This window comes from Chitinophaga sp. (assembly GCF_039596135.1).
Classification (GTDB): Bacteria; Bacteroidota; Bacteroidia; order Chitinophagales; family Chitinophagaceae; genus Chitinophaga.
In genome coordinates, this window is sequence record NZ_JBCNKH010000004.1 from 85,925 (window position 1) to 112,802 (window position 26,878).

Here is a 26,878-nt window from a genome sequence, read left to right on the forward strand (position 1 = left end):
TCATTAAGCATAAAAATGGAAATGGTGCTATGACCTATAAATTAGCTTTTCATTAAGCATGTGAACAGGAGCACACCCAGTGGACCTCCATAACGTGCCAGAAATACGCGGATATGTTTCAACGTCTCTACCTGTAAATTCTTGACCCGGCTTTTCGACAACCCCAGCTGTGTGGCAATCACCTCATGACTCAATCCCTCTACCCTGCTGAGCCGGAAAATAGTCTGTTTTTGCTCAGATAACTGGGCGAGGGCATTGGCAATGAGCTGCTGGCTTTCCCTGGCATCGAGCTGTAGATCCAGGGCGTCTGCCACTTCCGAGATATTGGCCCATACCTGGTCTACCAGCTGTTGCTGGCGGGCCACCCTGCGCAGGTGATCGACCGTTTTATTGCGGGCGATGATAAAGATGTAATTACCAATATGCTCTATAGCAGGGAGCTGTTCCCGGCTGGTCCAGAGCTTCAGAAAGGTATCCTGGAGAATGTCTTCGGCATCTACTGCGGAGTGGGTTAACTGGTATATAAACGCGGCTACCGGCCGGCTATGCCGGTCATATAACTGCCGGAAGGCACTTTCGTTTCCCTTCCTCAGTTGTTGTAGTAATTCCGTATCCGTGGTAGCCTGCATGCGTAAATAAACCCGACTATCGCTCCTTTAGCTGCTTTGAATTGATGTTATCCTGCTAAAAATAAAAAAAGTGAGCCATTGTTTCAGTAATTTTATTCCCGAATTTATTTCCTATGCCCAAAACCCATTACCACTCTTCCGGCAAAATTGCCCTGACTCCCCTGATTATTGCCACTATTCTCGCCTTTTCCGCCTGCATATGGTGCAGTATGCGTTATGGCAACCATACGGCATCTGAGACGAGCCTGGCAGCACAAATATTTGCCCTGACTATCTGGACGGGAGTCCTGTTCTTTATATTTTTCCTGTTCAGGCGCTATAACCATTGCAGAAATGTCAGGGTGAATGTCGGATTGGGGATTTTATTTAGCCTGTCTTCCTGGATCACCAACTGGGTATTTTACCAGGATATGGAAATGAAGGGGTTCCATTTGGTAGAGTTAGTGATGGTTGCCCTCCCCCTGTCCGTATTGCTGGTTGTAAATTATTACTGTGAAAATTGCAGGCAATACTATTCTAAAACGACGATTTATATTTTAGAAGCAGGTAAGTTTTATAAAAAGTTCAGGCCGGGGAAAAATTATCATTTCCTGCTGGAAATGTTACTGGACCTGGATCATCTGCCGGAAAAAGGGCCGGAGCAACCAAAAGAAATTATCAAAATTGATTTTCACTATTGCGACGCCTGCGAAAACAGGCCGGTTGTGGATATTGATTCCTATACCTGGACACAGGCTCCCAAACATAATCGATATATAGAAGAAAGTAGAATGAGGCGTTATTCACACGGCGATTCACGTGTATCGAGGGAAAAAAGTATCGAGCGGGGTGTGTACCTGGATGCTGAAACAGGTAGTAAACTAAGGCAATACCTCGTAGGCTAAAGTAGGCTGAAACAGGTAACGTACTGGCACGAAACAGGAAAAAAGCTGTTGCTCCTGCTCACAGGCAAGAGCAACAGCTAACTATACTAATACGCTGTTTCATCCGCACCCTTATCCACCCTGCTATTCTGTATCCTGCTTTGTTTATCTATATCATACTCCTGGTAACCTAACACAAATGAAGGATCACCCGCATTGATAGCCGGCGATGTACTGCTCAGGTGCAGGTTCGTAGTGCTTACATAATTCGGATTGCCATAAGTAGAATGTGCATCCAATCCGGTAGCAGCTGCAAATGCCGCCAGTGAACCATACGTGGTACTGGTAGGATACCAGTCGAATGTAGAAGATGCAGCACTGCCTGACAAGCCGTAATACAAATTGTAGTCACTCACCAGGTTAGTAGATGAATACCCCCACAATGCAATCATCATTATATCACTTGCAGAATAAACGATGTTGTTTTTGATAGTGAGATAATCTGTATTCTGCAAACTGATTTCTCCACCCCAGCCACCATCTGTATAGTTCTTATACAGGGAGTTGTTCATGATGGTGGAATACGTCACCTTACTGTTCGTCTGGTTAGAACCCACGAGGATGCCCGCATTCCTGTTGTTGTAAATGAAGTTGTCACGAATGTTGATACCGGTAGCAGTGTAATTATTGTTTTCACAACCTGCTGAAATACCTGCATAATTACTATAGCAGATATTGCCTTCGATGTTGATGTACTTACCACCATCTACATAGATACCGCCATTGAGGGCAACCGGCGAAATACAGTTGTACACAATGTTGTATTTCACATTGCCATTACGGGCCATATTCACACTATCATTGGTATTCGCCCATGAATAGTGCCCCGTCATGTCGATACCAATGTTACGAATATGGTGTACTACATTGCTTTCGATAAGGAAGTTCTCCACATTCCCCGCCATGGTCAGCCCTTCGCTATACCCCGTATTGCAACTGTAAATCTGGTTGCTGCCAATGTATACCTTGTTGTAAGAAGCGAGTGCATCGCCCCATACCATCAGCGGATTGGCATTGTCAGTAGAAGAAGGTACGGCAGTAGAATCCGTCGTCCAGCCGATATTGTAGATTTTACAACCGGTCACCTGGATGTCTGTACCACTACCCTGAAAGAGAATACCGACAGCGCTGGAAGTAATGTTGTTCGCGACGGTAATGTTGTTAATCCGGACGTGGCTCCTTGAAACCGCGGCAATCATGGCTTTCTGGTCGCCGTTGGATGCACCTACCCCATCCAGGATGACCGTACCACCATTGTAGTTGGTAAGGGTAATGGGATGAGTAGAATCTGCCCCGGAATAAGGCCACCACAACTTTTCCTTGTAGGTACCTGCGGCTACCCAAATGGTGGCGCCTGCGCCATCGGTGGTTTTCCACAGTGCGGCCTGGATGGTTTTTAATGGCAATGTGTCTGAAGTACCAGCATTGGCATCACTACCTGTGGTACCATTGACATAATAGTTTGTGACTGAGGACGTGGTCACAGCGGTAGTAGTGGTGTTTTTGAGCTTTTCTTCGGCCTCCTTTTTACAGGCAGAAAGGATCAGCAAGCCACTACAGGCAATTAAGAGGGTTTTTCTCATGGTGTTTTAGAGTTTGGTTAACGGGTGTTTTCAAATAAAAAGCTGCTTTTCACTATAAAGACGAAGGGGCGAATAGATAGGACCGCTTATTTCAAAAAAAAATAGCCGCCCTTTTTCAAAGGCGGCTATTACCAGGGTATATACTACCAATTATTTAAACCGGGGTATTACCAGGTAGCGGACAATGGTGTGCGCAGTGAGTGATAATACCACTACTGCACCCAGGATCAGTACCTGCTTGCCAATAGTATCGAATACATCCAGCACAGGAGATACCTGCTTGCCGGCATACAGTGCAGCCATTGCAAACACCAGTATACCCGCAATCCAGAGGGTGAGGTGTGAATAAAAATAGCGTGTTTTCTGGTAACCATTTTTACCAAATGATGTAAATAACAGAAAAACATGTGCTACGAAAAAGAGTAGGGCCAGTACGGCGAGTGTGGTGAACAAGGTCATAACAATCAGTTTGGTTGTGCGTTGCGGTTAATGAGATAAATTTTAAAAACTACAGTGGAACTTGTGTCAATAAAGATAGAATTTTTCTTTTTTCAAACAAGTATTTTGGCGGGAATGTTGCCGGCAGGCAGAACCTGCCAGCACAATTTGATTAATGATTTGCCGGTGGTGGGGGCGGACCATCATGCCCATCGTGACCACCCGGAGGAGGACCCTGCGGACCTTTGTCCATACCACCCGGAGGGGCAGCAACTGGTTCTTTCTGACCATTGTGGCAGGTGTAACAGGTAACAGTCATGATCTGCTTACCATTCTCATCCTTACCGGATTTAAAATACTTTTTGTTGATGCGCATTGTCAACTTCATCATGTCCCTGGCCGTTTCCTTTTCTTCCAATATATCACTGGCAAAATCCAGTTTCTTAGGATCATCCTTGGAATGGGCATGACAAAAATCGCATTTTACACCCAACGACTTATTGAAAACATGCATTGTTTGCATCAGTTCTTCATGACTGATGTTTTTAGGCAAAACTTTCAGATTCTTTGCCTTCTCTTCAGGAGGCAACGAAAGTGAACATAGTGACACTGCCAGTATCAGCGACAATGGCACGACAAGGGACTTTTTGAATTGCATGACCATGGATTTTGTAATAGTAATAAGCTTCCAGAATGGAATTTAGGAAACTACCCAGATATTACAAATTTATAATGACGGATGGATGACATTTCCAGCTAAAAATATAGCCTGCCCCGATGAGCGGAGCAGGCTATGAACAGTTGAAGGTTTAAGAAAAAAGCGCTGGAAAATTACTGTTTTTCACACTTGTAGCCGAATCTCCGGGGCATATTTAACGTTTCGATCACACGGTGTTACCACACATTCCGGGGGCAACTATCATCGTATTTATTGCCAAAAGTAAAGCCCAGCACCAGCTCGTGGGTGCCACGGTTGTAAGACGCCAGCGCTGTTGTTGCATTGTCATAAGAGTAACCCAGGTTCACGGTATTTGAGATATTGAAACCCACCATACCCGCAAAACTGTCCTTATGCCGGTAGCTCGCCCCTATCCAAATCAGGTCCCGGTATTGCAATTTGGTGTTTACTTCTACCTGTATTGGAAGGGGATTGATATATTTGACCATCAGGGAGGGCGTCAGGTTCAGGTCCTCCGTCAGCAAAAAACGATAGCCACCAGTCAGGAAGATGTGAGGCACTGTTTTACCCGTTTCTGTTGTGATGGTATGATCTGCATAACTCAGGGTATTGGGTACGATCTGCTGTGCAGACAAGCCAATGAAATAGTCGGCGGAGTAGAGGTAGATCCCAGCCGTCATATCAAACTTTGTCTTATTCAGTATACCACTGGAATACACCACCGGATCCACCGTGGTATTATTAAAGTTCAGCGCGGAACTGTTCAGGCTAAAACGACTGATGCCTGCACCAAAACCTGCTGACAGACTGGTTCTCGGTGTTAATCCTATATGATAGGCATAGGTGCCGAATATGCTCAGGTTAGTCAGCGGCCCTGTCACATCATTGATCACCTGCATACCTACCCCATGATGTGGCTCTGCCGCTGTATAATTTTCCCAATAACGCTGCCCACGGGGATTCTCGCCCGGTACTGCAAAAGAGGTAGCAGTAGTACGGTAATCTTTTTTATTGATTGGCCCCTGTATCGTTACATAGGTAGTGACAGGACCTCCACTCAGCCCTGTCCACTGATGACGATGACTTACCTTGACATCGATATAGTTCTCGATCCCTGACAATGCCGGATTGATAATATACTGGTTGAGTATATACTGTGTATAGTGTGGCTTTTGCTGTGCATATCCATTCATAGCCAGCAGCATGCTGATACCTAAAATGATAACTTTGTTCATATCGCTGGTTTTCTTATCGGAGGATCACTACCCAACCACCGGGATTTTTACCAAACCCAATTTTCAGATCTATTGTATAATAATAAGTGCCTACCGGCAATGGCTTACCATTGTAGGTACCATCCCATTCTGTACTGTAGCCATGGCTGTGGAATACAACCTGCCCATACCGGTTGAATACATTCACATCTGCTTCGGGATATGTATCCAGCTTCGCTATCTTCCACGTATCATTGATGCCATCTCCATTTGGAGAAAAAGCATTCGGGATGATGATGGTTTTGTACACCCGTATAAATACATCGTCTGTCGCTTCGCCACATCCTAAATTGGAAGTGACGGTCAGGGTATAAGTAGTGTCTGCTGTAGGTGTCACGACCGGGTTGAGGATCGTTGCATCTGTAATATTATAAACAGGGGTCCATGCATAACTTACATCTGTGCCGCCGGCTGTACCAGACAACTGTGCGGACTCTCCTTCAAAGATGCGCTGATCTTCGCCAGCATTGGCTGTAGGCAGTTTCCATACATTGATGGTGACAGTATCATTAGCACTGCAGGTACCATTGCTCACGGTCAGTATATAAGTAGTGGTATCTGTAGGCGATGCATTGGTAGTGGCACTCGTAGCATCGGTCAGTGTAGATGCAGGAGACCAGAGATAAGTACTGCCCCCACCACCTTCCAGCGTCACAGTAGCACCTTCGCACATATTCTGATCTTCCCCTGCATCTGCCGAAGGCGCTGCATTCACATCGATGCTTGTGGTATCTGAATTGGTACAACCTACGGAGGTGGTTAACGTGACAATATAGTCACCATTGTTTGCCGATGTAACTCCATAGATCACCGGGTTTTGCAAACTGCTGGTGAATCCATTAGGCCCCGTCCAGCTATAGGTGGCTCCCGAATAGGTAGATGCACTCAATTCCAGCGTATCGCCCTCACACCCCGGGTTGTTGCTGCTGGCTTCGGGATCCGGATTATCATCTACCTGTATCGTAATGGTATTCGAACTCACACGACATGCTGTTGAACCGATATTTGTCGATGACGCTGCAGACATTCTGTATAAATAGGTTCCAGCCCCCGTTGGCTGACGTACATAAGTTGTACTCGTTGCGCCACTGATATCTGTCCAGGTGGTACCGCCATCTGTACTTACCTGCCATTGATAAGCCGGATCGGAATAACCGCTGGATACCGTGCCTGTGAAAGTGAATACCGTGGCATCGTCTTTACAAACCTCTTTAGATGAAGCACCATCCGAAGTATACGCTGTAACAGTAGGACCACAGGCACGGAAGGTAATATCATCCAGCGCCAGGTCATTGGCCGGTGCACCACCCGGGCTACTGTTGCTGATCTTGATTTCTACATCTGTAACACCTGTAGGTGTGGTGAAGTAAAAACCAAACTGCTTCCAGGTAGCTCCTCCACTCGTGAGAGGAATGGAGCCGGTGGTGTAAGAGCCGTAAGTAGTGGATTCGTCGGTTGATAGAATGGAGAATGTAACGTTGGGCGGATTATTGTCCTGTGAACGCAGCAGGTTTACAATCCATGCCGCAAATTCATAGGTAGTGCCGCCACATAATCCCGTCACTGTTTTCTTGTAAAAATAATCCTGTACAGAAGTGGCAGCGTTTACCACCATCATATATCCGCCACCGGTGTGGTCGGTAGTACTCCACCAAACAGAACCAGAGGCAGCTGTTGAATTTTCTATTGTATAATAACCATCGCTGGGAAATGCCTTTGCTACATATGTATATGTAGTGGTGCCCGACGCCAGTGCCCCGGCAAAGGTCGAAGTACCAGTTCCGAAGTCAATACTGACTACGGGATCGCCGAGGCTGCCAGTACACAACTGGGCCTTCATTTCGTGTGAGCATAGTAGTAGCAGCAACATCGACAGCAAACACTTCAAACAGGTGTTACTTACACCCTGAAGTTTTAAGATAGCAATGATCATTATAACAGGTATAGTCCTTGGAAATTGCTTTGAGATTAACAGAATGCTAGGTCGAGTGGCAAGACAAAAATATCTTTATACAATTAATGGGGCAAAATAATATGCAGAAAGGCAGATTTTATAGACGAAGGATTATTTAAAAGCCATTGCCCTCACCGAAAATTTCAGTGAGGGCAATGGAAAGCAGGCACCGTAGTAAGGTTCGCCCGGTAGAGTGGTTATTAGAATGACGGATCGTCCGGAGTATTTGTATTGTCGTTCCGCTCCACGAATGGATAGGGGAAGTAAGAACGCTTGCGCTCTGTAGTGGGTCTGCCAAACCGACGCTCATCTTCCAGCGCCAGACCACCCATGAATAGTTCTATACGACGATGTTTATAAATCAGGTCCAGCAGTTCGCTCTCGGTCGTTGCTACTTCGGCCGGTAATGCCGCACCTACGCCAAATGCATCTTGTGCTGCCGTTTTAGTCACTACCTTATTCAACTCTATCAAACCATTGGCAATATCATGCTGACGTGCATAGCACTCTGCTTTGATGAGGGTCATTTCACCAGGCAGGTACACAGGAATCGCCTGTGTAGTAGCATTGTAGAACCCTTTGATGCGGAAGCGCGGGCTGCTGCTGATCGTTACATAAAATGGATAACGCTTGTCGTCAGCATCCGGGCGTAACCCCACCGGCAAACTCATGGTAGAGTCAGTCACCTGGTAGATATTGTTGGTAGACGTAACCAGTGTGAAGATCGGATTCGTGGTCAGTGCATTGTAATTGTAAGTAGATGTAGTACTCAATGTTACCTGGCTGGCTGCTGCCAGGGCAGTGGTATAATCGCCTGCAAACAGTGCGTAGCGTGCTTTCAGCGCATACAGTGTGTTTTGCAGATCGATACCGGCAGGAATGTTTTTGGTAAATGTGCTGCTCACCGCATTGGCACTGATGGCTGCCAGGGCATTGTCAATAATGGCAATGGCCTTGGTATAACCAGCAGTATTGGTGATGAAAGATACGTTGGTACCTGTTGTATCCGGCACCTGCTGCCAGAACTCCGCCATATCGCCAATGGCCAGCGCCTTCCAGATGGAGGTGTAGGCAATGAGCCCACTGGCATAGCTTTTATCGGATACCACACTGTTCACATTATTCAGCACATTGTTTGCATCGTAGATGATTTTGTTACTCACCGTCCAGAGACCTGTTACAATGACATTTGTGTTTTGCACATTGGTACCGCCCAGGTACAGCTGATTTTCGTCTGTATTACCGGCATTCACCACATAGGTTTCACCAGTGAGCAGGCTGGCAGCAGCTACCTTAGTGTACACATTCCCTGTTCTTGCAGCAGTGTACCAGTTTTGCAAACCTACTGCTACATCCGTCAGTGCATTGGCAGTGTTGAATGCATTGCCGGCAGAAGGCCCGGAAGGATCTGTATATTCCTTTTTGCAGGATGCAGCAGTGAACAGTAGGATCCCTGCCATGATAGACCTGCTATAGTTATTGATATACCTTTTCATGAATCTCCTTTTTGATGGTTTAGAATTTGGCACGAATCGCTACGTTGTAAGTTCTTGGAGCAGGTACTGAACCGAAGTCAATACCACGGAGTATTGTACTCTGTCCTGCTGCATTCACTTCCGGATCGTATCCCTTGTAATGATCCCATGAGTAAAGGTTTCTACCGCCTATGCTCACTGTCAGATCTCTGATTCCCTTTACCTTGCCAATATTATAACTCAATGATAATTCTCTCAGTTTTACGAATGAACCATCATCAATTCTCCATTCCTGAATGGCATATACCCCTGCGATGTAACCACGTGGTAACTGCCCCCTGTCTTCCTGCTCTGCTACTTTACCATTGTCCACACCTTGCCGGGTTCTGAAGTCAGCATTGAATACACTGCCACCCTGTACGGCATCCAGCTGTGTATGCAGGTTCCATCTTTTATAACGGAAATCGTTCGTCAATGTTCCATTCCAGTCTGGATTTGGATCACCGATCTTCTTTTGCAGAGAAGAACCTGTTGGCAATCCATTTGCATCACGACCTGCTGTATAGCTCATGGCTCCATTCTGTGTACCCAGCTCTGTGAGCGGAATACCTGCTGCATTGGTGATCTGCTTGCCACTTGCATCTCTTGCGAAGAAGGTGCCATAGAAGAAACCTATAGGCTGACCATTTGCAATAGCTACCGGTGCACCACTGTTTGTGCTGTACAGGATGAGGCTCTGCCCGATGTTCAGGGCTTTGTTTTTATTGTGGTTCCAGATAGCTGTGAGGTTCCACTCGAAGTCTTTTGTCTTCACAGGTGCTACGTTCAGCAATACTTCCACACCTTTGTTCTCAAGAGAACCAATGTTGTCCAGGCTGCTGGAGTAACCCTGTGTTGGTGCGATTGCACGGCTGATGAGCAGGTCATTTACACGTTTGCGATATACGTTCACTGACACATTCACCCGATTGTCCAGAAAGCCGAGGTCTGTACCAAATTCCAGCTCTTTCTGCCTTTCCGGTTTTACATTCGGATTAGTGTATGTGGTCGGTGATGTGAAGGAAGCTGCACCTACAAATGCAACTGCACTGTAGGTATTGTAACGGCCATAGGCAGGAATACCGGTCAGGTTACCAGACTCACCGTAGGCTGCACGCAGCTTGAACAGGTTCCACCATTTAGATACACCCAGGTTATTCCAGTAATCAGTACCGGAGATCACATAGCTACCACTCAGTTTGGTATACAACTGGTTTCTTTCTGACTCACCAAACACAGATGAACCATCTAACCTCAATGCACCTGTTACAAAGAACTGATCCCGGTATTTAAAGTTCTGCTGAATGTATTCACCGGAAATGGAAGTTTCTGTACGCTGATCATAACCGGTGATAGGAGTAGCCGCACCACTTACAGTGGTTACATAAGGAGGCAGACCACGACCCTGCTGCAGGGAGTAGTGCATCCGGGAATATTGCTGCGAGAAACCCACCTGTGTTACAGAAGCCAGGCGACTGCTGATCTGTGCATTGTAAGTTGCATTCACATCGTGATTGATCAGGAATGAATTGTTGTTACCAGCACTGGCATAACCATTCTGTGTAGGATCGAGTGAAGCACCACCACCGAAGAAACCGGAACTTACATTATATGCATAAGGCGGAATGAGAGTTGTACCATCCTGGCTGTAATTGTCAATACCCATATGATAGTCGACAGTCAGGTTCTTCACGGGTTTGAGTTTAATGCCCGCCCCCGCGATGATCCTGCTCGTTTGCTGCTGTTGTTTGATGTCTTCTATTACAGAAACCGGGTTTACACGTCCACGCTCGCCTACTGCCTTTATATTCCCCTGCGCATCTCTTGCCCAGATGTCGTAGTAGTTACCAATGATGGTGACAGAGTTGGTAGGTGAGAAGAAAGAGTTACCATCGGGTTTCTCGTTTGATTTGCTATAGATGTAGTTCATGCTGGCATTGAAGCTGATCCAGTTATTCAGTTCCTGGTCGAGGTTTAAGCGGAAGCTGTAACGGTTGAAATCAGTATTTCTTACAATACCCTGGTTGTAGAGATAACCGGCAGAAGCGTAGTATTTGGTTTTATTCTGGCCGCCGGTAACGGAGATATTATTGTCAGAACCTACACCAGTACGGAAGATATAGTCCTGGTAATCGTAACGTTTTACATCGGTGGTAGTGGTGATAGTAGGCGTCAGGATCGTTTGTGTAGAGGTAGCCGGATCGCCACCGAACTTGGTAGGCGCCTGGTTTACATCCAGTTTTTTGCGCAGTTCGTTTACATTGAAACTGGTGGTGAAGTTAACGACAGGCGCACCACCGGAACCACGCTTGGTAAAGATCTGCACCACACCGGCATTGGCACGGCTACCATAGATGGCAGATGCCGCTGCACCATTCAGTACTTCCATGCTTTCTATATCGGCAGGGTTGATATCCACCATACGGTTCTGACCTACACTACCTACAGATGTACCGCCATTATAGCTGGCATCGGCATTGGTAACACGGGTGGTAGAGTTGTCGATGATCACCCCATCTATGATATACAGTGGTTCTGTAGAACCGGAGATGGTACTGATACCACGCAGTTTTACAGAAATACCGCCTGCAGGATCACCGGAGTTCTGGGTTACCTGTGCACCCAGGGTTTTACCCTGCAATGCAGCCAGTACGTTGGCAGTAGCACCTTTTGACAGTTCTGCTGCTTTGACGGTGCTCACATAGCTACCCAACTGTTTGCGGGTAGTACCTGCCGATGTACCGGTAACAACCACTTCGTCCAGCTTGGAAACTGAAGTACTGAGTTGTACATCTAATGTATAAGTTTTACCTGTACCAATTACCAGGTCACTTTGTTTAGGAGCAAAACCAATTCCGGAAAAGCTCACGGTATAAGTACCTGGTTTCAGATCGGCATTGATCACAAAGTTTCCATTCACATCAGTCATGGCACCGGATGTGGTGTTTTTGATGGCTACCGTGATCCCTGGCAGTGGGGCGCTGGTTTCGTCTGTTACCTTACCTGTCAGCTTTACCTGTGCAAAGGCTGCTGCTGCGGTGAAACACTGCATGACAAAGAAGAGTAACAGATACCTGCACCTGACGTGCCGGAATAATTGATACATTCTCATAGCTAATTTTTAAATGTGAAGACGATAGATCCTGGCATACTATCCCCATGTCCCGTAGGGATAAATGTTTTTTTTGTTTAAAATTTGATTACAGGTTGTTGGTTGATGGCAATAGTTTCCCCTCGCCAATTTTCAGGCGATACACTTTTCACTGTTTACGACAACGATCCTGCAAAATGAATTACTGATTTCCTTAGCGCGTAGCTTCCATACTGAACGACGATTTTGATTCCGGGGCAGCTATGCTACCCGTAGTTTATTCACAACTTGTACTATAGTATCTGTATACCTTTCTTTTTGTAAGGCTGTAGTTTTTTGGAATTCGGTGGCAGTTCTGTGATGAGAATATCTATTTCTTCCACATCGCAGATCTTCAGTTGTTCTGCAGCATCCAGTTTTTCCGAAATGGATAATACGACAACCTTTTTGGAGGTACTGATCATAGCGCGTTTTACCTGTACCACTTCCCAGTCATTGTCTGTAAGACCGTCACTGGCATCCATTGCATTGTTTCCAAGGAAACAGAGGTCTGCTTTGATCATTTTGATTTTCGATATCGCCTCTCCTCCTACTGTGATCTTGGAACCTTTTGCCAGCTTATCTCCTATCACGATAACTTCGATGTTGGGATGGTTGGCATATTCAAAAGCTGCCGGTAAGCTTACCGTGATAAAGGTGGCCTGCAGGTCTTTGGGCAGCATACGTGCCAGTTCTGCAATGGTGGTACCACCTGTCGTCAATACAAACATACCATCCTGTATGAGCTGTACGGCCTTTAACGCAATGGTCTTTTTATCTTCTACAGCATATACATCCTGAGAAGTGATACCGAGATGAAAAGAATTTGATAATGCGCCACCATGTACTTTGATGATCTTACCTTCCTGCGCCAGTTCTGCCAGGTCCCTGCGGATTGTATCTTCAGATACCTGGATCTGTTCACTCAGATGTGAAGACAGCACCTTGTTATGTAAATTCACCTGGTGAAGTATATAGGCGTGACGTTCTTCTTTTAGCATCCCCCTATGATTAGTTTGGTTGAAAAAAATAATTTGGTGCGATCTGGAATTGAAATTCAGCAAAAAAACGCACAAATCCAAATATAAATCCGCATTTTTTTGCTGGTTCCCGCCATTATTTTTGAAAAACCTGCCGGTTTATGCAGGAAACGAGTACTTTCCCATAGTGATGGCGGGCATTCCGGGCTTTCCGAAATTGATTCCTTCTCCCATTACCGCTTCATTTGCCAAGATAGCAAATAAAACCGCTTCTTTCGCATCGCCGGCTATTCCGAGTTCACTGGTGGTTTTTATTTTTAAATGTGGCATGCGGGCTTTGATCAACTCAACTAATAATGGATTGTGTGCACCGCCGCCACTCATGTATACTGCGTACGATTTGTTGGCATCCAGTACACTCAGCAATGCATCTGTAATCGTATCTGCACTGAAGCGGGTGAGTGTAGCCATCATATCAAATGGGTTGATATCGGCTCCGGCCAGCGCCTTCCATACATATTCCTTATTGAACAATTCAGGGCCTGTGGTACGGGGAAATCCTTCTTTGAAAAAGGAGTTTTCTTTCAGGGCATTCAATAACTTTTCATTCACTGTTCCCTGTTTTGCAAATTGTGCATCTGCATCATATTCCACCTGGAAGTAATGACGGGCAAAGGCATCCAGCAAGGTATTGCCAGGTCCTGTATCTGTAACGAATACCGCCTTTGCATCCAGCGATCCGGGCAGGAATGTGAAGTTTGCAATACCCCCCATATTCAGCATGATCCTGTCTTCGCCCTGTTGGGAGAATAAGCAGTAATCGCCGTACAAGGCAAGTGGTGCCCCCTCTCCTCCTGCTGCAATATGCTTTTGGCGAAAATCACTCAGGGTAATGATGCCTGTTTTTACAGCAATGTGATCACCATCCCCGATCTGCAAAGTAGCATTTGGGAATGCAGCCTGCTGGTGCAAAATCCTGGGACTATGATATACTGTCTGTCCGTGCGATGCAATCAAATCGACTGCTGACGGATCTATATTCCATTTTTGTAAACATTGTAAGATCCAGGCTGCATGATGGTTTGCAATCCATGGATGGAGCAGGCAAAGCTGCTGAAAGGAGATGGTTTCCTTTGCGAATATTTTGCGGATTTCATCTTTCACTGCGGGTGGATACGGTACTGTTTCAAATTGTTCCAGCACTACTTTTGTATCCATACCACTGCCACTGATAGCGCACAAAGCCACATCCAGTCCATCGAGCGATGTACCCGACATCAGGCCAATAACCCGTCTTACCGGCTTTTGTGCGATGGTAAAGAGTCGTTGTAAATTACTGTTCATGCATCTTGCTTTCAATGGCGGCTCTTACACTGCCATATTTTGCTATCAGTTGTTTTGCTTTTTCCTGGTCTACTGCCAGTTCACTCATCACCATCCTGATGCCCCTGTCTATCAGTTTATGATTGCTCAGTTGCATGTCCACCATTTTATTTCCTTTTACCCTGCCCAGTTGTATCATGACGGTGGTAGAGATCATATTCAATACCAGCTTTTGCGCAGTACCGGCTTTCATACGTGTACTACCTGTCAGGAATTCGGCACCTACAGGTACTTCCACCGGGAATTCCACAGCTGCAGCCAGCGGACTGTTAACATTGCAGGTGATACAACCCGTTACAATGCCTCTTGCCCGCATTTGCTGTACACCGGCTATTACATAAGGAGTAGTACCTGATGCCGCAATACCGATCACTACATCATTTTCATTGATGTGATAAGCATCCAGGTCTTTTGCTGCCTGTTCCTGATCATCTTCTGCAAATTCTACTGCTTTGCGGATGGCCGTATCACCACCTGCTATCAACCCGATTACCAGATCAAAACCTACTCCAAATGTGGGCGGACATTCTGATGCATCCAGTATACCAAGACGACCACTGGTACCTGCGCCGATATAAAAAAGGCGCCCTCCTTTTTTCATCCGTTCTACAGTAGCCGTTACCAGCTGCTCTATTTGTGGCAGCGACTTTGCGACTGCCTGCGGCACAGTAGCGTCTTCACTGTTTATCCCTTCCAGGATGGCTTTTACGCTCATCTTTTCCAGGTTGTTAAAACGGGAAGACATTTCAGTAATAAGCATATTATAAAAGTGTTTTTTCTGCGGGTTTTGAATTGATCCATAAGCCGGCGAACATAAGGAGACCGTTTATCAGTAATAGCTCCAAACCTATTTTAAATTCGCCCAGTAATGCTGATTGGTAAGTATCCAGTAACAAACAAACCAATGGTGCCACGACGGCAATAACAGGCACAGCCTTGTCATCGACCCGGCGCTTCGTGAGTATACCAAAGGAGAATAATCCCAGCAGCGGACCGTATGTATAACTAGCTACCGTAAGGATCACACCGATCATACTGGCACTGCTGATCCACTTGAAGAGGAGTACGAACAGCAGGAAGATAAATGTGAATACCAGGTGCACACGCTGCCGGGTTGATTTTCGTTGTTTCTCAGACAGATCAGCATTCCGGTTGATACCCAGGATATCTATACAGTAAGAAGATGTCAATGCCGTAATCGCACCATCTGCACTTGGGAATAAGGCAGAGATCAATGCCACGATAAAGATGATAGACATATATGCAGGCATATGGTTCAATGCCAGTACAGGAAACAGTTTATCGCCCTTTACATCTACATGCACCTGCTCTGCATACAGGTATAATAAACCTCCTAAGAAGAGGAATAATAACAATACCACCATCAGGATGAGAGACAGTGTTACCACATTCTTCTGTGCATCTTTCAGTGTTTTTACAGAGATGTTTTTCTGCATCATTTCCTGGTCCATACCTGTCATGGTGATGGTGATGAATGCACCCCCCAGGATCTGTTTCAGGAAGAACAGTTTACTATTTGGATCACCAAAGAAAATCCGGGTCATGCCCTGCTGCGACATCCTGTTGATACTTTCACCCATGCTGATATCCATACTGTGCAGGATGTAGATGGTACAAAGCACCAACCCCAGCAACATGCAGGTGGTTTGCAAAGTATCTGTATAGACGATGGTCTTTACCCCGCCTTCGAAAGTGTAGAGTAAGATCATGAGCAGGATCACCAGCGTGGTCACCCAGAATGGCACACCGAACTGGTTCATGATAGCCTCCTGCAGGATATTCACCACCAGGTACAACCTTGCAGTAGCCCCCAGTGTTCTGGATAATATAAAGAAGGAAGCACCTGTTTTGTAAGAAGCCACGCCAAAACGGGTGGCCAGGTAATTGTAAATAGAAGTGAGCTTTAACCTGTAATACAAAGGCAACAGTACAAAAGCAATGACCAGGTAACCTATGAGGTAACCAATGGTGACCTGGAAATAGGAGAAGGAATTCTTAGCGACATCCCCAGGTACACTGACAAAAGTGACACCACTGAGGGAGGTACCAATCATACCAAAGGCAACCAACATCCAGTTACTGTTGCGGTTACCAATAAAAAAAGATTCGTTACTGGAATTACGGCCGGTGTACCAGGCTACTACCAATAAGACAATAAAATAGACGACAACAATTGAAAATAAAAGCACTGGTGACATAACCGATATTCAATTTTGGCAGATAAAACCGCATAAAAACGCATTCCCGCAAATAAACTTACAGAGAAAAACGCAAAAAAACTAAAATAATATGCAAAAAGACGAATAAATTTACATTCATCCTGATTCCACAGACAAAGATAAGTGTATGAAAAAACTATCCATACTATTGCTACTGCTGCTTTTACATCATTCGGCCACTGCCGGCTGGATCCGTATTAATCAACTCGGGTACCGGCCTGCAGGGATGAAAGTAGCCGTTTGGTGCAGTAAAGGCCAAGATACATTAAAATTTTTTGAGGTAGTGGAGGTGCATTCTCAAAAAGTGGTGTACAGGCATGCTGCCGGAAAAGCCGCAGGGGCGTACGGTCCGTTTGCTCAGACATGCAGGCTGGATTTCTCCCCCCTGCAGCGGGCAGGGCTATATTATATACAGACAGGCGATACCCGGTCACCACAATTTGTGATTAGTGATTCGGTGTATGGGGGTGCGGCCGAGTTTTGCCTGCGATATATGCGGCAGCAAAGGAGCGGGTTCAACCCGTTTTTGAAAGATAGCTGTCATACCCATGACGGGTTTACGGTGTATGCACCCAGGGATACGTTTGTACAGGTATCTGGTGGCTGGCATGATGCCACAGATTATTTGCAATATGCTACTACTTCGGCCAACGCCACTTACCACTTATTAGCCGCTTGCAGAGACTTTCCCAACGTATTTGGAGACACTGTGCAGGCGAATGGTTTAAGTGGCAGTAATGGCTTCTCTGATGCCATGGATGAGGCGAAGTGGGGACTGGACTGGTTATTGAAAATGTACCCTGCAGATGACTGGATGTTCAACCAGATCGGCGACGACAGGGATCACCAGGGAATGCGCTTACCCAAACAGGATACGAACTTTTACCAGCATGGACTGGAACGCCCTGTGTACTTCTGTTCCGGACAACCACAGGGATTGCTGAAGTATAAGAACAGGGCTACAGGCATAGCTTCTACTGCTGGTAAGTTTGCCAGTTGCTTTGCATTGGGATCGCAATTGTTTTCCTCTGCTTTGATGCGGGATAAAGCGCTGGCTGCTTACCAGTTAGGTTTGAAATATCCCGGTGTGTGCCAGACGGCGCCCGGTCGATCCCCTTATTTTTATGAGGAAGATAATTATGTGGATGATATGGAACTGGCGGCAGCCATGTTGTCAAAACCTGCGGAAGCGATGGCTTTTGCAAGACAGGAGCCGGTTACACCCTGGTTAGGTAAAGATACTGCCCGGCATTATCAATGGTATCCTTTTATCAATCCCGGTCACTACGAACTGGCAAAACAATTGAAGGGTGCACAAAGAGATAGCCTCATTCAATTTTATAAAGAGGGTATTGAACGTGTTTGGCGCAAAGCAAATCACAATGCTTTTTATCGCGCAATTCCCTTTATCTGGTGCAGTAATAATTTAACGACGGCTTTTACAATTCAATGTTACTGGTACAGGCAACTCAGTGGTGATAATACTTATCTGCCACTGGAACAGGCATGTTTTGACTGGTTATTTGGATGTAACCCCTGGGGTACTTCTATGGTGTATGGCCTGCCGGCAAATGGGGATACTCCCGCTGATCCGCATTCTTCTTTTTCACATCTGAAACAGTATCCTATTGACGGCGGACTGGTAGATGGGCCTGTATATACCAGTATTTACAAGGGTCTGATCGGTATTCAATTACAGAATGAAGATGAGTATGCACCTTTTCAGAGTGATCTGGCTGTGTACCATGATGACTTTGGTGATTATAGTACGAATGAACCTACGATGGATGGAACCGCAGTGCTGATTTATTTATTGGCAGCGCAGGAAAGTGCACTGAAAGGCATTGTGAGAACGGATAGCACTAAAAAAGAAATATCATTGGTATTTACTGCCGATGAATTTGCAGATGGCCTGCCTACGATTACACACGTATTGCAGCAGCAAAATGTAAAGGCATCGTTCTTTTTTACAGGCAGGTTTTATGAGCGGCATGATGTGCGTGCATTGATTAAACAGGGACATTATTTAGGACCACATTCTGATCAACACCTGTTGTATTGTGATTGGAAAAAGAGGGATAGTACATTGGTGACACAGGTTCAATTTCGGGATGATATGTTGCAGTGTTTGTCTAAGATGTCACGGGCAGGAGTAGATACTTCTATTGTACGATATTTTATTCCTCCTTATGAATGGTGGAACAATACAATTGCAGATTGGGCTGCTGATATGGGATTACAAATAGTAAACTTTACGCCGGGTACAGGCAGCAATGCTGATTATACCTATCCGGAAATGGGCGCTGCATATAAAAGCAGTGCGGCTATTCTCCAATCCATTTCTCAGTTCAGGGGTGGATTGAATGGTGTGATCCTGCTGATTCATGCAGGCACTGATCCCCGGCGTAAAGATAAATTGTATGATCATCTGGGTGAGCTGATCACCTTATTGAAAAAAGAAGGCTATACCTTCCGGAAAATTAACGAACCTGGCCGTCTCCCCTGATGAACCATTTTTCTGTCACCAGCTTTTCCAGTGCGAAAGGTCCACGGGCATGGAGTTTTTGTGTAGAGATCCCAATCTCTGCACCGAGGCCGAATACACCACCGTCTGTGAAACGGGTGCTGGCATTCACATACACCGCTGCTGCATCTACTTCATTCAGGAACCGTTCACTGATGGCCGCATCGCCGGATACGATGGCTTCGGAGTGTTTGGAAGAATATTCCTGGATGTGTTGCAGGGCCTCATCTACACCATTTACCACTTTGATGGAGCACTTAAAGTCGAGGAACTCACGTCCAAAATCTTCGGGTGCTGCATGTTGTAAATGAGGATAGGATAAACTTTTTAAAATATTGTAAGATTGTTCATCTGCAAAGATCTCTACATTATACTCCGCCAGTGATGGTGCTAATAGTTGCAATAACCCTGCTACCACCTGCTGATCTACCAATACCGTATCCAGTGAATTACATACGGATGGACGGGTCACCTTTGCATTGGTCACGATCCTGCTGGCCTTTTCCAGATCGGCTGTTGCTTCTACATAGGTATGGCATACACCTGCACCGGTTTCGATTACTGGCACTTTAGAATTTGCACGTACATACTCAATCAGCTGCTGGGAGCCTCTTGGAATGATGATATCGATATATTTTACTGCGGTGAGCATCTCGCCTATGAGGGAGCGATCTACCGGCAGTAATTGTACAGCGTGTACACTGACGTTAAATTCCTTCAGTACGTCCTGGATGATCTTGACCAAAATGGTATTGGTATGAAAAGCATCGGAACCACCTCTTAATACACACACATTCCCGGAACGGATACAGAGCGCCGCTACATCGATCGTAACATTAGGCCTGGATTCATAGATTACGCCAACCACGCCCAATGGTACGGTACGTTTTTGCACATTGAGGCCATTAGCCAGCGTGCGCTCCAACACCAGTTCATTGGCCGGATCGGGTAAGGCAGCTATTTCATGGAGGCTATCGGCAAGTTGCTGTATACGCGCTTCATTGAGCAATAAGCGATCTTTCTTGGGGTCTTCGTCAGACATCTTATCCAGGTCCTTCTTATTTTCAGCTACAATAGTAGCCATGTGCGCAGTGATTTGCACGGCCAAACGGCGCAGCAGTTGCTGCTTCTGCTCATCGGCCAGTGACTTTATAGCACTGGTAGCCTGTCTTGCATCTACCAGCATCTGATGTATATGCTGCATTGTAATTTCTTTTTCAATTGCCTACAGCAGTACGATATCGTCTGCATGAGCAATCTCAAGGTCATGTAGTTTATTATCTTCCGACAATAATTCAGAAGATATTTTGGCGCGTGCCACGGCAATTACATTGTGCTCTTCGTCTACTACTTCAAACACCTCTCCTCCTTCAAACTTTTCCAGCACAGATAGCACACCTACTGCCAGCAGGCTACGTCTTTTTTGCAAGGCAGTCAGTGCGCCGGCATCCACCAGTACCCTGCCCGTAACCAGGCTACCGCTGGCCAGCCATTTTCTTCTGGCGGGCATGCTGCATTCCTGTGGTAAGCAAAGTGTACCTGTTTTACCAGCTATTGCATTGAGGATGCCATCGGTAGTATGGATACCAAAGATGACTACTTTGATTCCCATCCTGGTGGCCAGGCGGGCAAAAGTCAGTTTGGATACCATGCCACCAAGGCCTACTGATGATTTCTTTGTATCTGCCAGTGATAATATTGACTCGTTTATTTCCGGGATTTCCGGGACTACCTTTCCATCTTTATCCAGCAATCCGCCTACGGAAGTACTGAATAACAGCAAAGAAGCGCCAAAGCCTACGGCGATCAGGGTAGCCAGTTCATCGTTGTCAGAAAATTTCAATTCCAGGTCGCTCACTACGTCATTTTCATTTGCCACCGGGATTACATTGCTGGCCCACAGCTCTTCGTACGTTTTTTTCAGTTGCAGGAACTGTTGCCTGTTACTGAAGTGACGGCGTTCGCAGAGACTTTGGGCAATGGCGATGTTGTACGGAGAGAAATAACGGGCATATTTGCTGAGCAGCAAGGGGTTGCCAATGGCAGCCGCCGCTTTGCGCTCGCTAATAGTGCCAGTGTATTCGTGCAGAAATTTTTTACCTGCAGCTACTGCTCCTGAAGAAACTAACACGATATTGTACTGCTCCTGTAATTCTGCCACCTGACGGGCTATTGAAGCTATGATCGTCTCATCCAGCTCCCCGCTATCGCGCGTGATAGAAGCTGATCCAAATTTAATTACGAGTATCGGTTTAGTCACTGTCCCAAAAAATTTGTTGCCAAAATTATTGAAAATGCTGAGTATATTTTAAAAAAGTATTTTTATTGCCACGTCTAAGAAGGGTTTCGGCCTGCAGCCACCCAAAAAATGAAACATATGAAAAACTGTAGAATTCCTAAGTTAGCCCTGCTGGCGATTATCAGCCTGATCGGTGGCAGTGCCCATGCTCAACAGGATACCTTGCACTGGTATACGCCTGCTCAAATTGAAGGTCAGGCTTTTCCGGTTGCCGCCAAATATGACAGATTACCCGCCAAAGCGGAGAAAACAGTGCCACCTAAAGTCTGGACCTTATCCCGGATGAGTGCCGGGCTCTCTGTGCGTTTTCGTACTTCGGCACCCGATATTATAGTGAGGTATGTTGTAACCGGTAAACAGGAAATGCCACACATGCCAGCTACCGGAGCCAGTGGTGTGGATCTGTATAGTATAGATCCAAATGGGGAATGGAAATGGAGCGCGGGGAAATATAATTTCGGAGATACGATTACCTATCGTTTTTCAGGTATGAGCAAGGATGTGGGTGAATACCGGCTGTACTGGCCGCTTTACAACGGCGTCAAGTGGCTGGAAATAGGGACTACGGGTAGTGACAGTATTCATTTTTTACCCCTGAGACAGGAAAAACCCATTGTTGTTTATGGCACTTCTATCGCACAGGGTGCCTGTGCCTCCCGCCCGGGACTGGCGTGGGCCAATCAACTGGACAGGATGATGGACAGGCCGGTGATCAATCTCGGTTTTGCCGGAAATGGGAAACTGGATCCGCCTGTAACGGAGTTATTAACAGATATTGATGCGAAGGTATATGTGTTGGATTGCCTGCCAAATATTTCCGGTCTTCCCTATAGCGAGATTTTTGCAAAGGTAATTGCCGCCGTTGAACAAATCAGGAAAGCAAGGCCCACTACACCCATTTTATTAGCAGAACATGGGAAAACCAGCGGGAATGATGCCCTGGAAAATGCTTACGCCCGCCTGCTGCAGCAAGGAGTAAAACAGTTATACCTGCTCCCTGCCGAACAACTGGGCCTGGGTATAGAAAGTACGGTAGATGGTACTCATCCCAACGATATTGGTATGCAACAATATGCCAATGCTTATGCGGGGATATTGCGCCAGATTTTTCATGAGCCCATTGGCAATATCAACACCACTATCCCCTGCCGCCAATACCGGGAACTGATTCGGTATGACTGGGATCTTCGCCACAATACCCTGCTGACTATGAACAAAAAAGACCCACCCAAAATTGTAATACTGGGCAATTCCATTACCCACTTCTGGGGCGGAACACCTGCCGGCCCTATAGCAAGAGGTACAGATTCCTGGCCTGCAGGCGCCCGAAATATGGGTTTTGGATGGGACAGGGTCGAAAATGTACTATGGAGAGTGTACCACGATGAACTGGATGGCTTTGAAGCAAAGAAAATACTCATCATGATAGGCACCAATAACCTGCAAATGAACACAGATGCCGAAATCATAGCAGGATTACAACAACTGGTGATGGCCATCAGGGAAAGGCAACCGAAGGCGGAAATCCTGCTGGCAGGCATACTGCCACGCACCAATATGGCTGATAGAGTGGCGAAGATTAATAAAGGCATCCGGCAAATGGCGGGTATGCAACAGGTACAATTTATAGATCCGGGAGTGGTACTGCTGGATAACCAGGGCGTACCTGACAGCCAACTGTTCACAGATGGATTGCATCCAAACAGCACCGGGTACAGCAAACTGGCTGAGTACCTGAAGCGCTATCTGCAATAGATTTAAAATTCATTTAAACTCTTTGACCCAACTGTGACACGTGTTTTGAACTGTGCCTGTACTTTACAACGCTTAAAAATCAATATATACAATGGGTGCACGTTTTGCTTTTCACCTTACAATGTTGACCGCTGTTACGCTCTTTGCTAAGGAATCTTCACAGGCACAGGAAAAAGACCTGACCCGTTATGTGAAACCAATTATTGGTACTGCCAAAATGGGACATGTGTATCCCGGGGCTACTGTGCCTTTTGGCATGGTACAACTAAGCCCTGATACGGATACCATTCCTTACGAAATGAATGGAAAATATAACCCGGATGTGTATAAGTATTGCGCGGGTTATCAGTATTCGGACAAGACTATCTGTGGATTTAGTCATACCCACTTTAGCGGCACCGGCCACTCTGACCTGGGTGACTTTCTCATTATGCCGACTACCGGCCAGCTGCACCTGAACCCGGGTACAGCAGATCACCCGGAGACTGGCTACCGCAGTACTTTCTCGCATGACAATGAAACCGCCGCTGCCGATTATTACAAGGTAAAGCTGGATAAATACAATATCACAGCCGAACTGACAGCTACCAACAGGGTGGGTTTTCACCAATATACTTTTGCCGAAGCCACTGATCAGGCACATATTATTCTGGACCTGATGGCGGGTATTTATAACTATACTAACAAGAACGTGTGGACTTTTGTAAGGGTGGAAAACGATACACTCATTACAGGCTACCGCCAGACGAATGGCTGGGCAAGAACACGTATTGAATACTTTGCCATGTCGTTTTCCAAACCCTTCTACCAGTATGGTCATCAGAACCAGGCGAATGATGTGTACAGGGGTTTCTGGCGAAAATTTGACACGAACCATAACTTCCCTGAAATGGCGGGAAGACAGATCCGCGCTTACTTTGACTTTAAGGTAGCTGCCGGTGAAAAGGTAAAAATCAAGTTTGCATTATCGCCTGTGAGCACTGAAGGTGCACTGAAGAACCTGCGAGAAGAAGCACCGGGATGGGATTTTGAAAAAGTAAAACAGGATGGCCAGGCATTGTGGAACAAAGAACTGCATAAGATCGATGCGCAGCTGCTGAATGACGATGAGATGGTGAACTTCTATACAGCCATGTACCATGCATTCATCAGTCCTACCACTTATATGGATGTAGATGGCAACTATCGTGGGTTAGACCAGAACATTCACCAGGCAAAGGATTTTACGAACTATACGACCTTCTCCCTCTGGGATACGTATCGGGCATTGCATCCCCTGTTCAATATCATTCAGCCAAAACGCAATGCGGATATGGCACAGAGCATGCTGGCACATTTTGATCAGAGTGCACAGCATATGCTACCGGTATGGTCACATTATGCCAATGAGAACTGGTGTATGACGGGTTATCACAGTGTATCGGTGATCGTAGATGCGATTACGAAAGGCAATGCACCTTTTGATGCGAATAAGGCACTGGATGCCTGTGTGACCACAGCACGCCATCGTACCTATGATGGTTTGGGTTATTATATGGATAACGGGTATGTACCTGAAGATAAGAGTGGGGCTTCTGTATCCAAGACGCTGGAATATGCGTATGACGACTGGTGCATAGCACAGCTGGCCAGGAAGCTGCACAGGGATGATATTTATGCTGAGTTCATCAGGCGTTCTGAGAATTATAAGAATGTGTATGATCCATCTACAGGATATATGCGCCCTCGTTTGAGCGATGGCAATTTCAGGAAGGAGTTTGATCCATTGAAAACCGATAACCAGGGTTTCATTGAAGGCAATGCGTGGAACTATAGCCTGTATGTACCGCAGTATCCTGCAGCTATGATTGCATTGCGTGGGGATAAGAAAGCATTCTCCCGGCACCTGGATTCATTGTTTACCATGCACCTGCCGGATGAGTTCTTTGCCGAGACGGAGGATATTACCAGGGATGGTATAATTGGTAACTATGTGCATGGAAATGAGCCTTCTCACCATGCGGCGTACCTGTATAACTGGACGGGTGAACCCTGGAAGACGCAGGAGCGGGTGCGGATGATATTGAAGAAGATGTATAAGCCGGCGGCTGATGGTTTGGGTGGTAATGATGACTGTGGTCAGATGAGTGCGTGGTACATTTTTACTTCCCTGGGGTTCTACCCGGTTTGTCCGGGTTCTACTGAGTATATTTTGGGTAGTCCGGCGGTGAAGCGTGCAGTGTTGCAGCTGGAAAACGGGAAAACCTTTACAGTAGAGGCGCCTGATCAGAGTGAAACGAATGTGTATGTGCAGAAGGTGGTACTGAATGGGAAGCCGGTAGTGAGTAATTCCATTACACATGCCGATATTATGAATGGGGGTAAGCTGGTGTTTTATATGGGGGCGAAGCCTAAGAAGTAGGTTATAGCAATAGTATAGCTATAGTATAGCCTTAATGCTACCATAGTACCAAAAGGGCACTAAAAGGGCACCTCAATATCCCAGGGGATATTGAGGTGCCCTTTTAGTGTCGAATAAGCGTCGAAGAAGCAGTGAAGCTTCACTATAGCTTTGCTGAAGTTTTGCAGGGTGTACTCATGATAAAAGGATTTCGTAAATTTATGATAACGAACCCTGCACATATGAAATCCGCCTCTCAACCAAATCAATTCAGGCTGCATAACCTGGGTGTCGGCGACATCCAGCTGGGCCGAAAGCCGGGACATATTCCAGGCATGTTACCTTTTAACCTTTATACTGGCAAACATCATTTTTCAGTCACTCCACATGCCAGTCTTTACCATGTATTCAACAGACCTATTAAATGTACAATTGAGCACAAAGACAGTGGTATTGCCCTGAGTCACCTCTTTGCAGGTGTGAATGAAAACGGCTTTATCAACAGGTTGTTTATTTATCCGGATCATCCTGGTTTTCAGCTGGCTGCGCGGCTGAGTCATTTATACGGCGAGCCTGCTACCCCCAATAACTGGGTGACAGACAGTGACACTGAAATCACGCTGCAAACATCCAATGGGGTGTTGGAAACGGTGATTGCGTTTCGCTTTCTGTATGATATGGCAGCGCTAAAGGAGTATGGTGTACAGGGTGTAAAAAGGGTATGAACAGTTGCAGATAAATTGCGGGAAAAGAAAAGGCCTGCTAAAAAGCAGGCCAGTTATGGTACTTTGGGGGGGACAATACAATTTAGGGTTTTCAAAGGGTACAATATTTTAAATCAGCATTCAGGCTAATTGCCTGCTCAATATTATTAAAAATAAAGTTGACGTAGCATGTTTGATGGACGAATATGTTACTTGCATTTGTTATGTTTGGATTAACTGTTATAACATCCGAATAAACACGCAATGGGCAAAATGCCTGTCAGTCATGCTGGTAGAGGGTTTTTGGTGGATAAATTACTGATAAACAGTCTCAGTTTTACGATTTCGTGGGGATAAAAAACCGGCATTGAATCAACGCGAAACGTACCTATGCGCATTCATAAACTGCGTGAATCACGGTCTTTCAAACACCGTGAAATCACGGTATTCAAGATCTCCATTCTAAAGTGTAATCGTAATAGCCCTGAT

General features: G+C 46.0%; 19 protein-coding genes. 5 read left to right on the plus strand and 14 right to left on the minus strand.

The window, feature by feature from the left end:
- Positions 1-41: 41 nt before the first annotated feature.
- The gene (locus ABDW16_RS04680; protein ID WP_343668049.1) at positions 42-629 is read right to left on the minus strand and encodes a sigma-70 family RNA polymerase sigma factor; all 588 of its coding nucleotides are present in this window, start codon (positions 627-629) and stop codon (positions 42-44) included.
- 113 nt (positions 630-742) lie between these two features.
- Here ABDW16_RS04680 and ABDW16_RS04685 point away from each other — a divergent pair, with 113 nt between their 5' ends.
- The gene (locus tag ABDW16_RS04685) at positions 743-1,513 is read left to right on the plus strand and encodes a hypothetical protein (RefSeq protein ID WP_343668051.1); all 771 of its coding nucleotides are present in this window, start codon (positions 743-745) and stop codon (positions 1,511-1,513) included.
- 86 nt (positions 1,514-1,599) lie between these two features.
- Here ABDW16_RS04685 and ABDW16_RS04690 read toward each other — a convergent pair whose 3' ends face one another.
- The 11 genes from ABDW16_RS04690 to ABDW16_RS04740 form a co-directional block, all read right to left on the minus strand.
- Positions 1,600-3,135, minus strand: coding sequence for a right-handed parallel beta-helix repeat-containing protein (locus ABDW16_RS04690; RefSeq protein WP_343668052.1), 1,536 nt, complete (start codon positions 3,133-3,135; stop codon positions 1,600-1,602).
- Positions 3,136-3,285: 150 nt separating this feature from the next.
- Positions 3,286-3,594, minus strand: coding sequence for a hypothetical protein (locus ABDW16_RS04695; RefSeq protein ID WP_343668053.1), 309 nt, complete (start codon positions 3,592-3,594; stop codon positions 3,286-3,288).
- Positions 3,595-3,745: 151 nt separating this feature from the next.
- A complete protein-coding gene (locus ABDW16_RS04700; protein WP_343668054.1) occupies positions 3,746-4,231 on the minus strand; it encodes a c-type cytochrome in 486 nt (161 codons plus the stop codon).
- Positions 4,232-4,467: 236 nt separating this feature from the next.
- A complete protein-coding gene (locus ABDW16_RS04705; RefSeq protein ID WP_343668056.1) occupies positions 4,468-5,487 on the minus strand; it encodes a type IX secretion system membrane protein PorP/SprF in 1,020 nt (339 codons plus the stop codon).
- Positions 5,488-5,500: 13 nt separating this feature from the next.
- The gene (locus tag ABDW16_RS04710; RefSeq protein ID WP_343668057.1) at positions 5,501-7,459 is read right to left on the minus strand and encodes a gliding motility-associated C-terminal domain-containing protein; all 1,959 of its coding nucleotides are present in this window, start codon (positions 7,457-7,459) and stop codon (positions 5,501-5,503) included.
- A 221-nt stretch (positions 7,460-7,680) separates the two neighbouring features.
- On the minus strand, positions 7,681-8,976 hold the full coding sequence (locus ABDW16_RS04715; RefSeq protein ID WP_343668058.1) for a RagB/SusD family protein: 1,296 nt from the start codon (positions 8,974-8,976) through the stop codon (positions 7,681-7,683).
- Positions 8,977-8,995: 19 nt separating this feature from the next.
- Complete coding sequence (locus ABDW16_RS04720; RefSeq protein WP_343668060.1) at positions 8,996-12,046, minus strand: SusC/RagA family TonB-linked outer membrane protein; 3,051 nt, start codon at positions 12,044-12,046, stop codon at positions 8,996-8,998.
- A gap of 332 nt (positions 12,047-12,378) precedes the next feature.
- A complete protein-coding gene (locus ABDW16_RS04725) occupies positions 12,379-13,125 on the minus strand; it encodes a DeoR/GlpR family DNA-binding transcription regulator (protein ID WP_343668061.1) in 747 nt (248 codons plus the stop codon).
- Between the two features lie 138 nt (positions 13,126-13,263).
- Positions 13,264-14,448 carry an anhydro-N-acetylmuramic acid kinase gene (locus ABDW16_RS04730; protein WP_343668062.1) on the minus strand — a complete coding sequence of 395 codons (1,185 nt, stop codon included), beginning with the start codon at positions 14,446-14,448 and terminating at the stop codon, positions 13,264-13,266.
- On the minus strand, positions 14,438-15,247 hold the full coding sequence (murQ, locus tag ABDW16_RS04735) for an N-acetylmuramic acid 6-phosphate etherase (protein ID WP_343668063.1): 810 nt from the start codon (positions 15,245-15,247) through the stop codon (positions 14,438-14,440). Before murQ ends, ABDW16_RS04730 begins: the two co-directional genes overlap by 11 nt.
- Before the next feature lies 1 nt (position 15,248).
- Positions 15,249-16,706, minus strand: coding sequence for a sodium:solute symporter (locus tag ABDW16_RS04740; protein ID WP_343668064.1), 1,458 nt, complete (start codon positions 16,704-16,706; stop codon positions 15,249-15,251).
- Between the two features lie 148 nt (positions 16,707-16,854).
- On the opposite strand from ABDW16_RS04740, the gene ABDW16_RS04745 reads away from it, so the two are divergent.
- Positions 16,855-19,233 carry a glycoside hydrolase family 9 protein gene (locus ABDW16_RS04745; RefSeq protein ID WP_343668066.1) on the plus strand — a complete coding sequence of 793 codons (2,379 nt, stop codon included), beginning with the start codon at positions 16,855-16,857 and terminating at the stop codon, positions 19,231-19,233.
- Here the strand turns inward: ABDW16_RS04745 and ABDW16_RS04750 are convergent.
- Both ABDW16_RS04750 and proB read right to left on the minus strand, forming a co-directional pair.
- The gene (locus ABDW16_RS04750) at positions 19,208-20,455 is read right to left on the minus strand and encodes a glutamate-5-semialdehyde dehydrogenase (protein ID WP_343668068.1); all 1,248 of its coding nucleotides are present in this window, start codon (positions 20,453-20,455) and stop codon (positions 19,208-19,210) included. The genes ABDW16_RS04745 and ABDW16_RS04750 overlap by 26 nt on opposite strands.
- Positions 20,456-20,476: 21 nt before the next feature.
- Positions 20,477-21,511, minus strand: a complete 1,035-nt coding sequence (gene proB / locus ABDW16_RS04755) for a glutamate 5-kinase (protein WP_343668070.1) — start codon at positions 21,509-21,511, stop codon at positions 20,477-20,479.
- 117 nt (positions 21,512-21,628) lie between these two features.
- On the opposite strand from proB, the gene ABDW16_RS04760 reads away from it, so the two are divergent.
- The 3 genes from ABDW16_RS04760 to ABDW16_RS04770 all read left to right on the plus strand — a co-directional run bounded on the left by ABDW16_RS04760 (position 21,629) and on the right by ABDW16_RS04770 (position 26,410).
- Entirely contained in the window at positions 21,629-23,305 is a 1,677-nt protein-coding gene (locus ABDW16_RS04760) for an SGNH/GDSL hydrolase family protein (protein ID WP_343668072.1), read from the plus strand.
- Positions 23,306-23,396: 91 nt separating this feature from the next.
- On the plus strand, positions 23,397-25,706 hold the full coding sequence (locus tag ABDW16_RS04765; RefSeq protein ID WP_343668074.1) for a GH92 family glycosyl hydrolase: 2,310 nt from the start codon (positions 23,397-23,399) through the stop codon (positions 25,704-25,706).
- A gap of 221 nt (positions 25,707-25,927) precedes the next feature.
- Positions 25,928-26,410, plus strand: coding sequence for a hypothetical protein (locus ABDW16_RS04770; RefSeq protein ID WP_343668076.1), 483 nt, complete (start codon positions 25,928-25,930; stop codon positions 26,408-26,410).
- Positions 26,411-26,878: the final 468 nt, after the last annotated feature.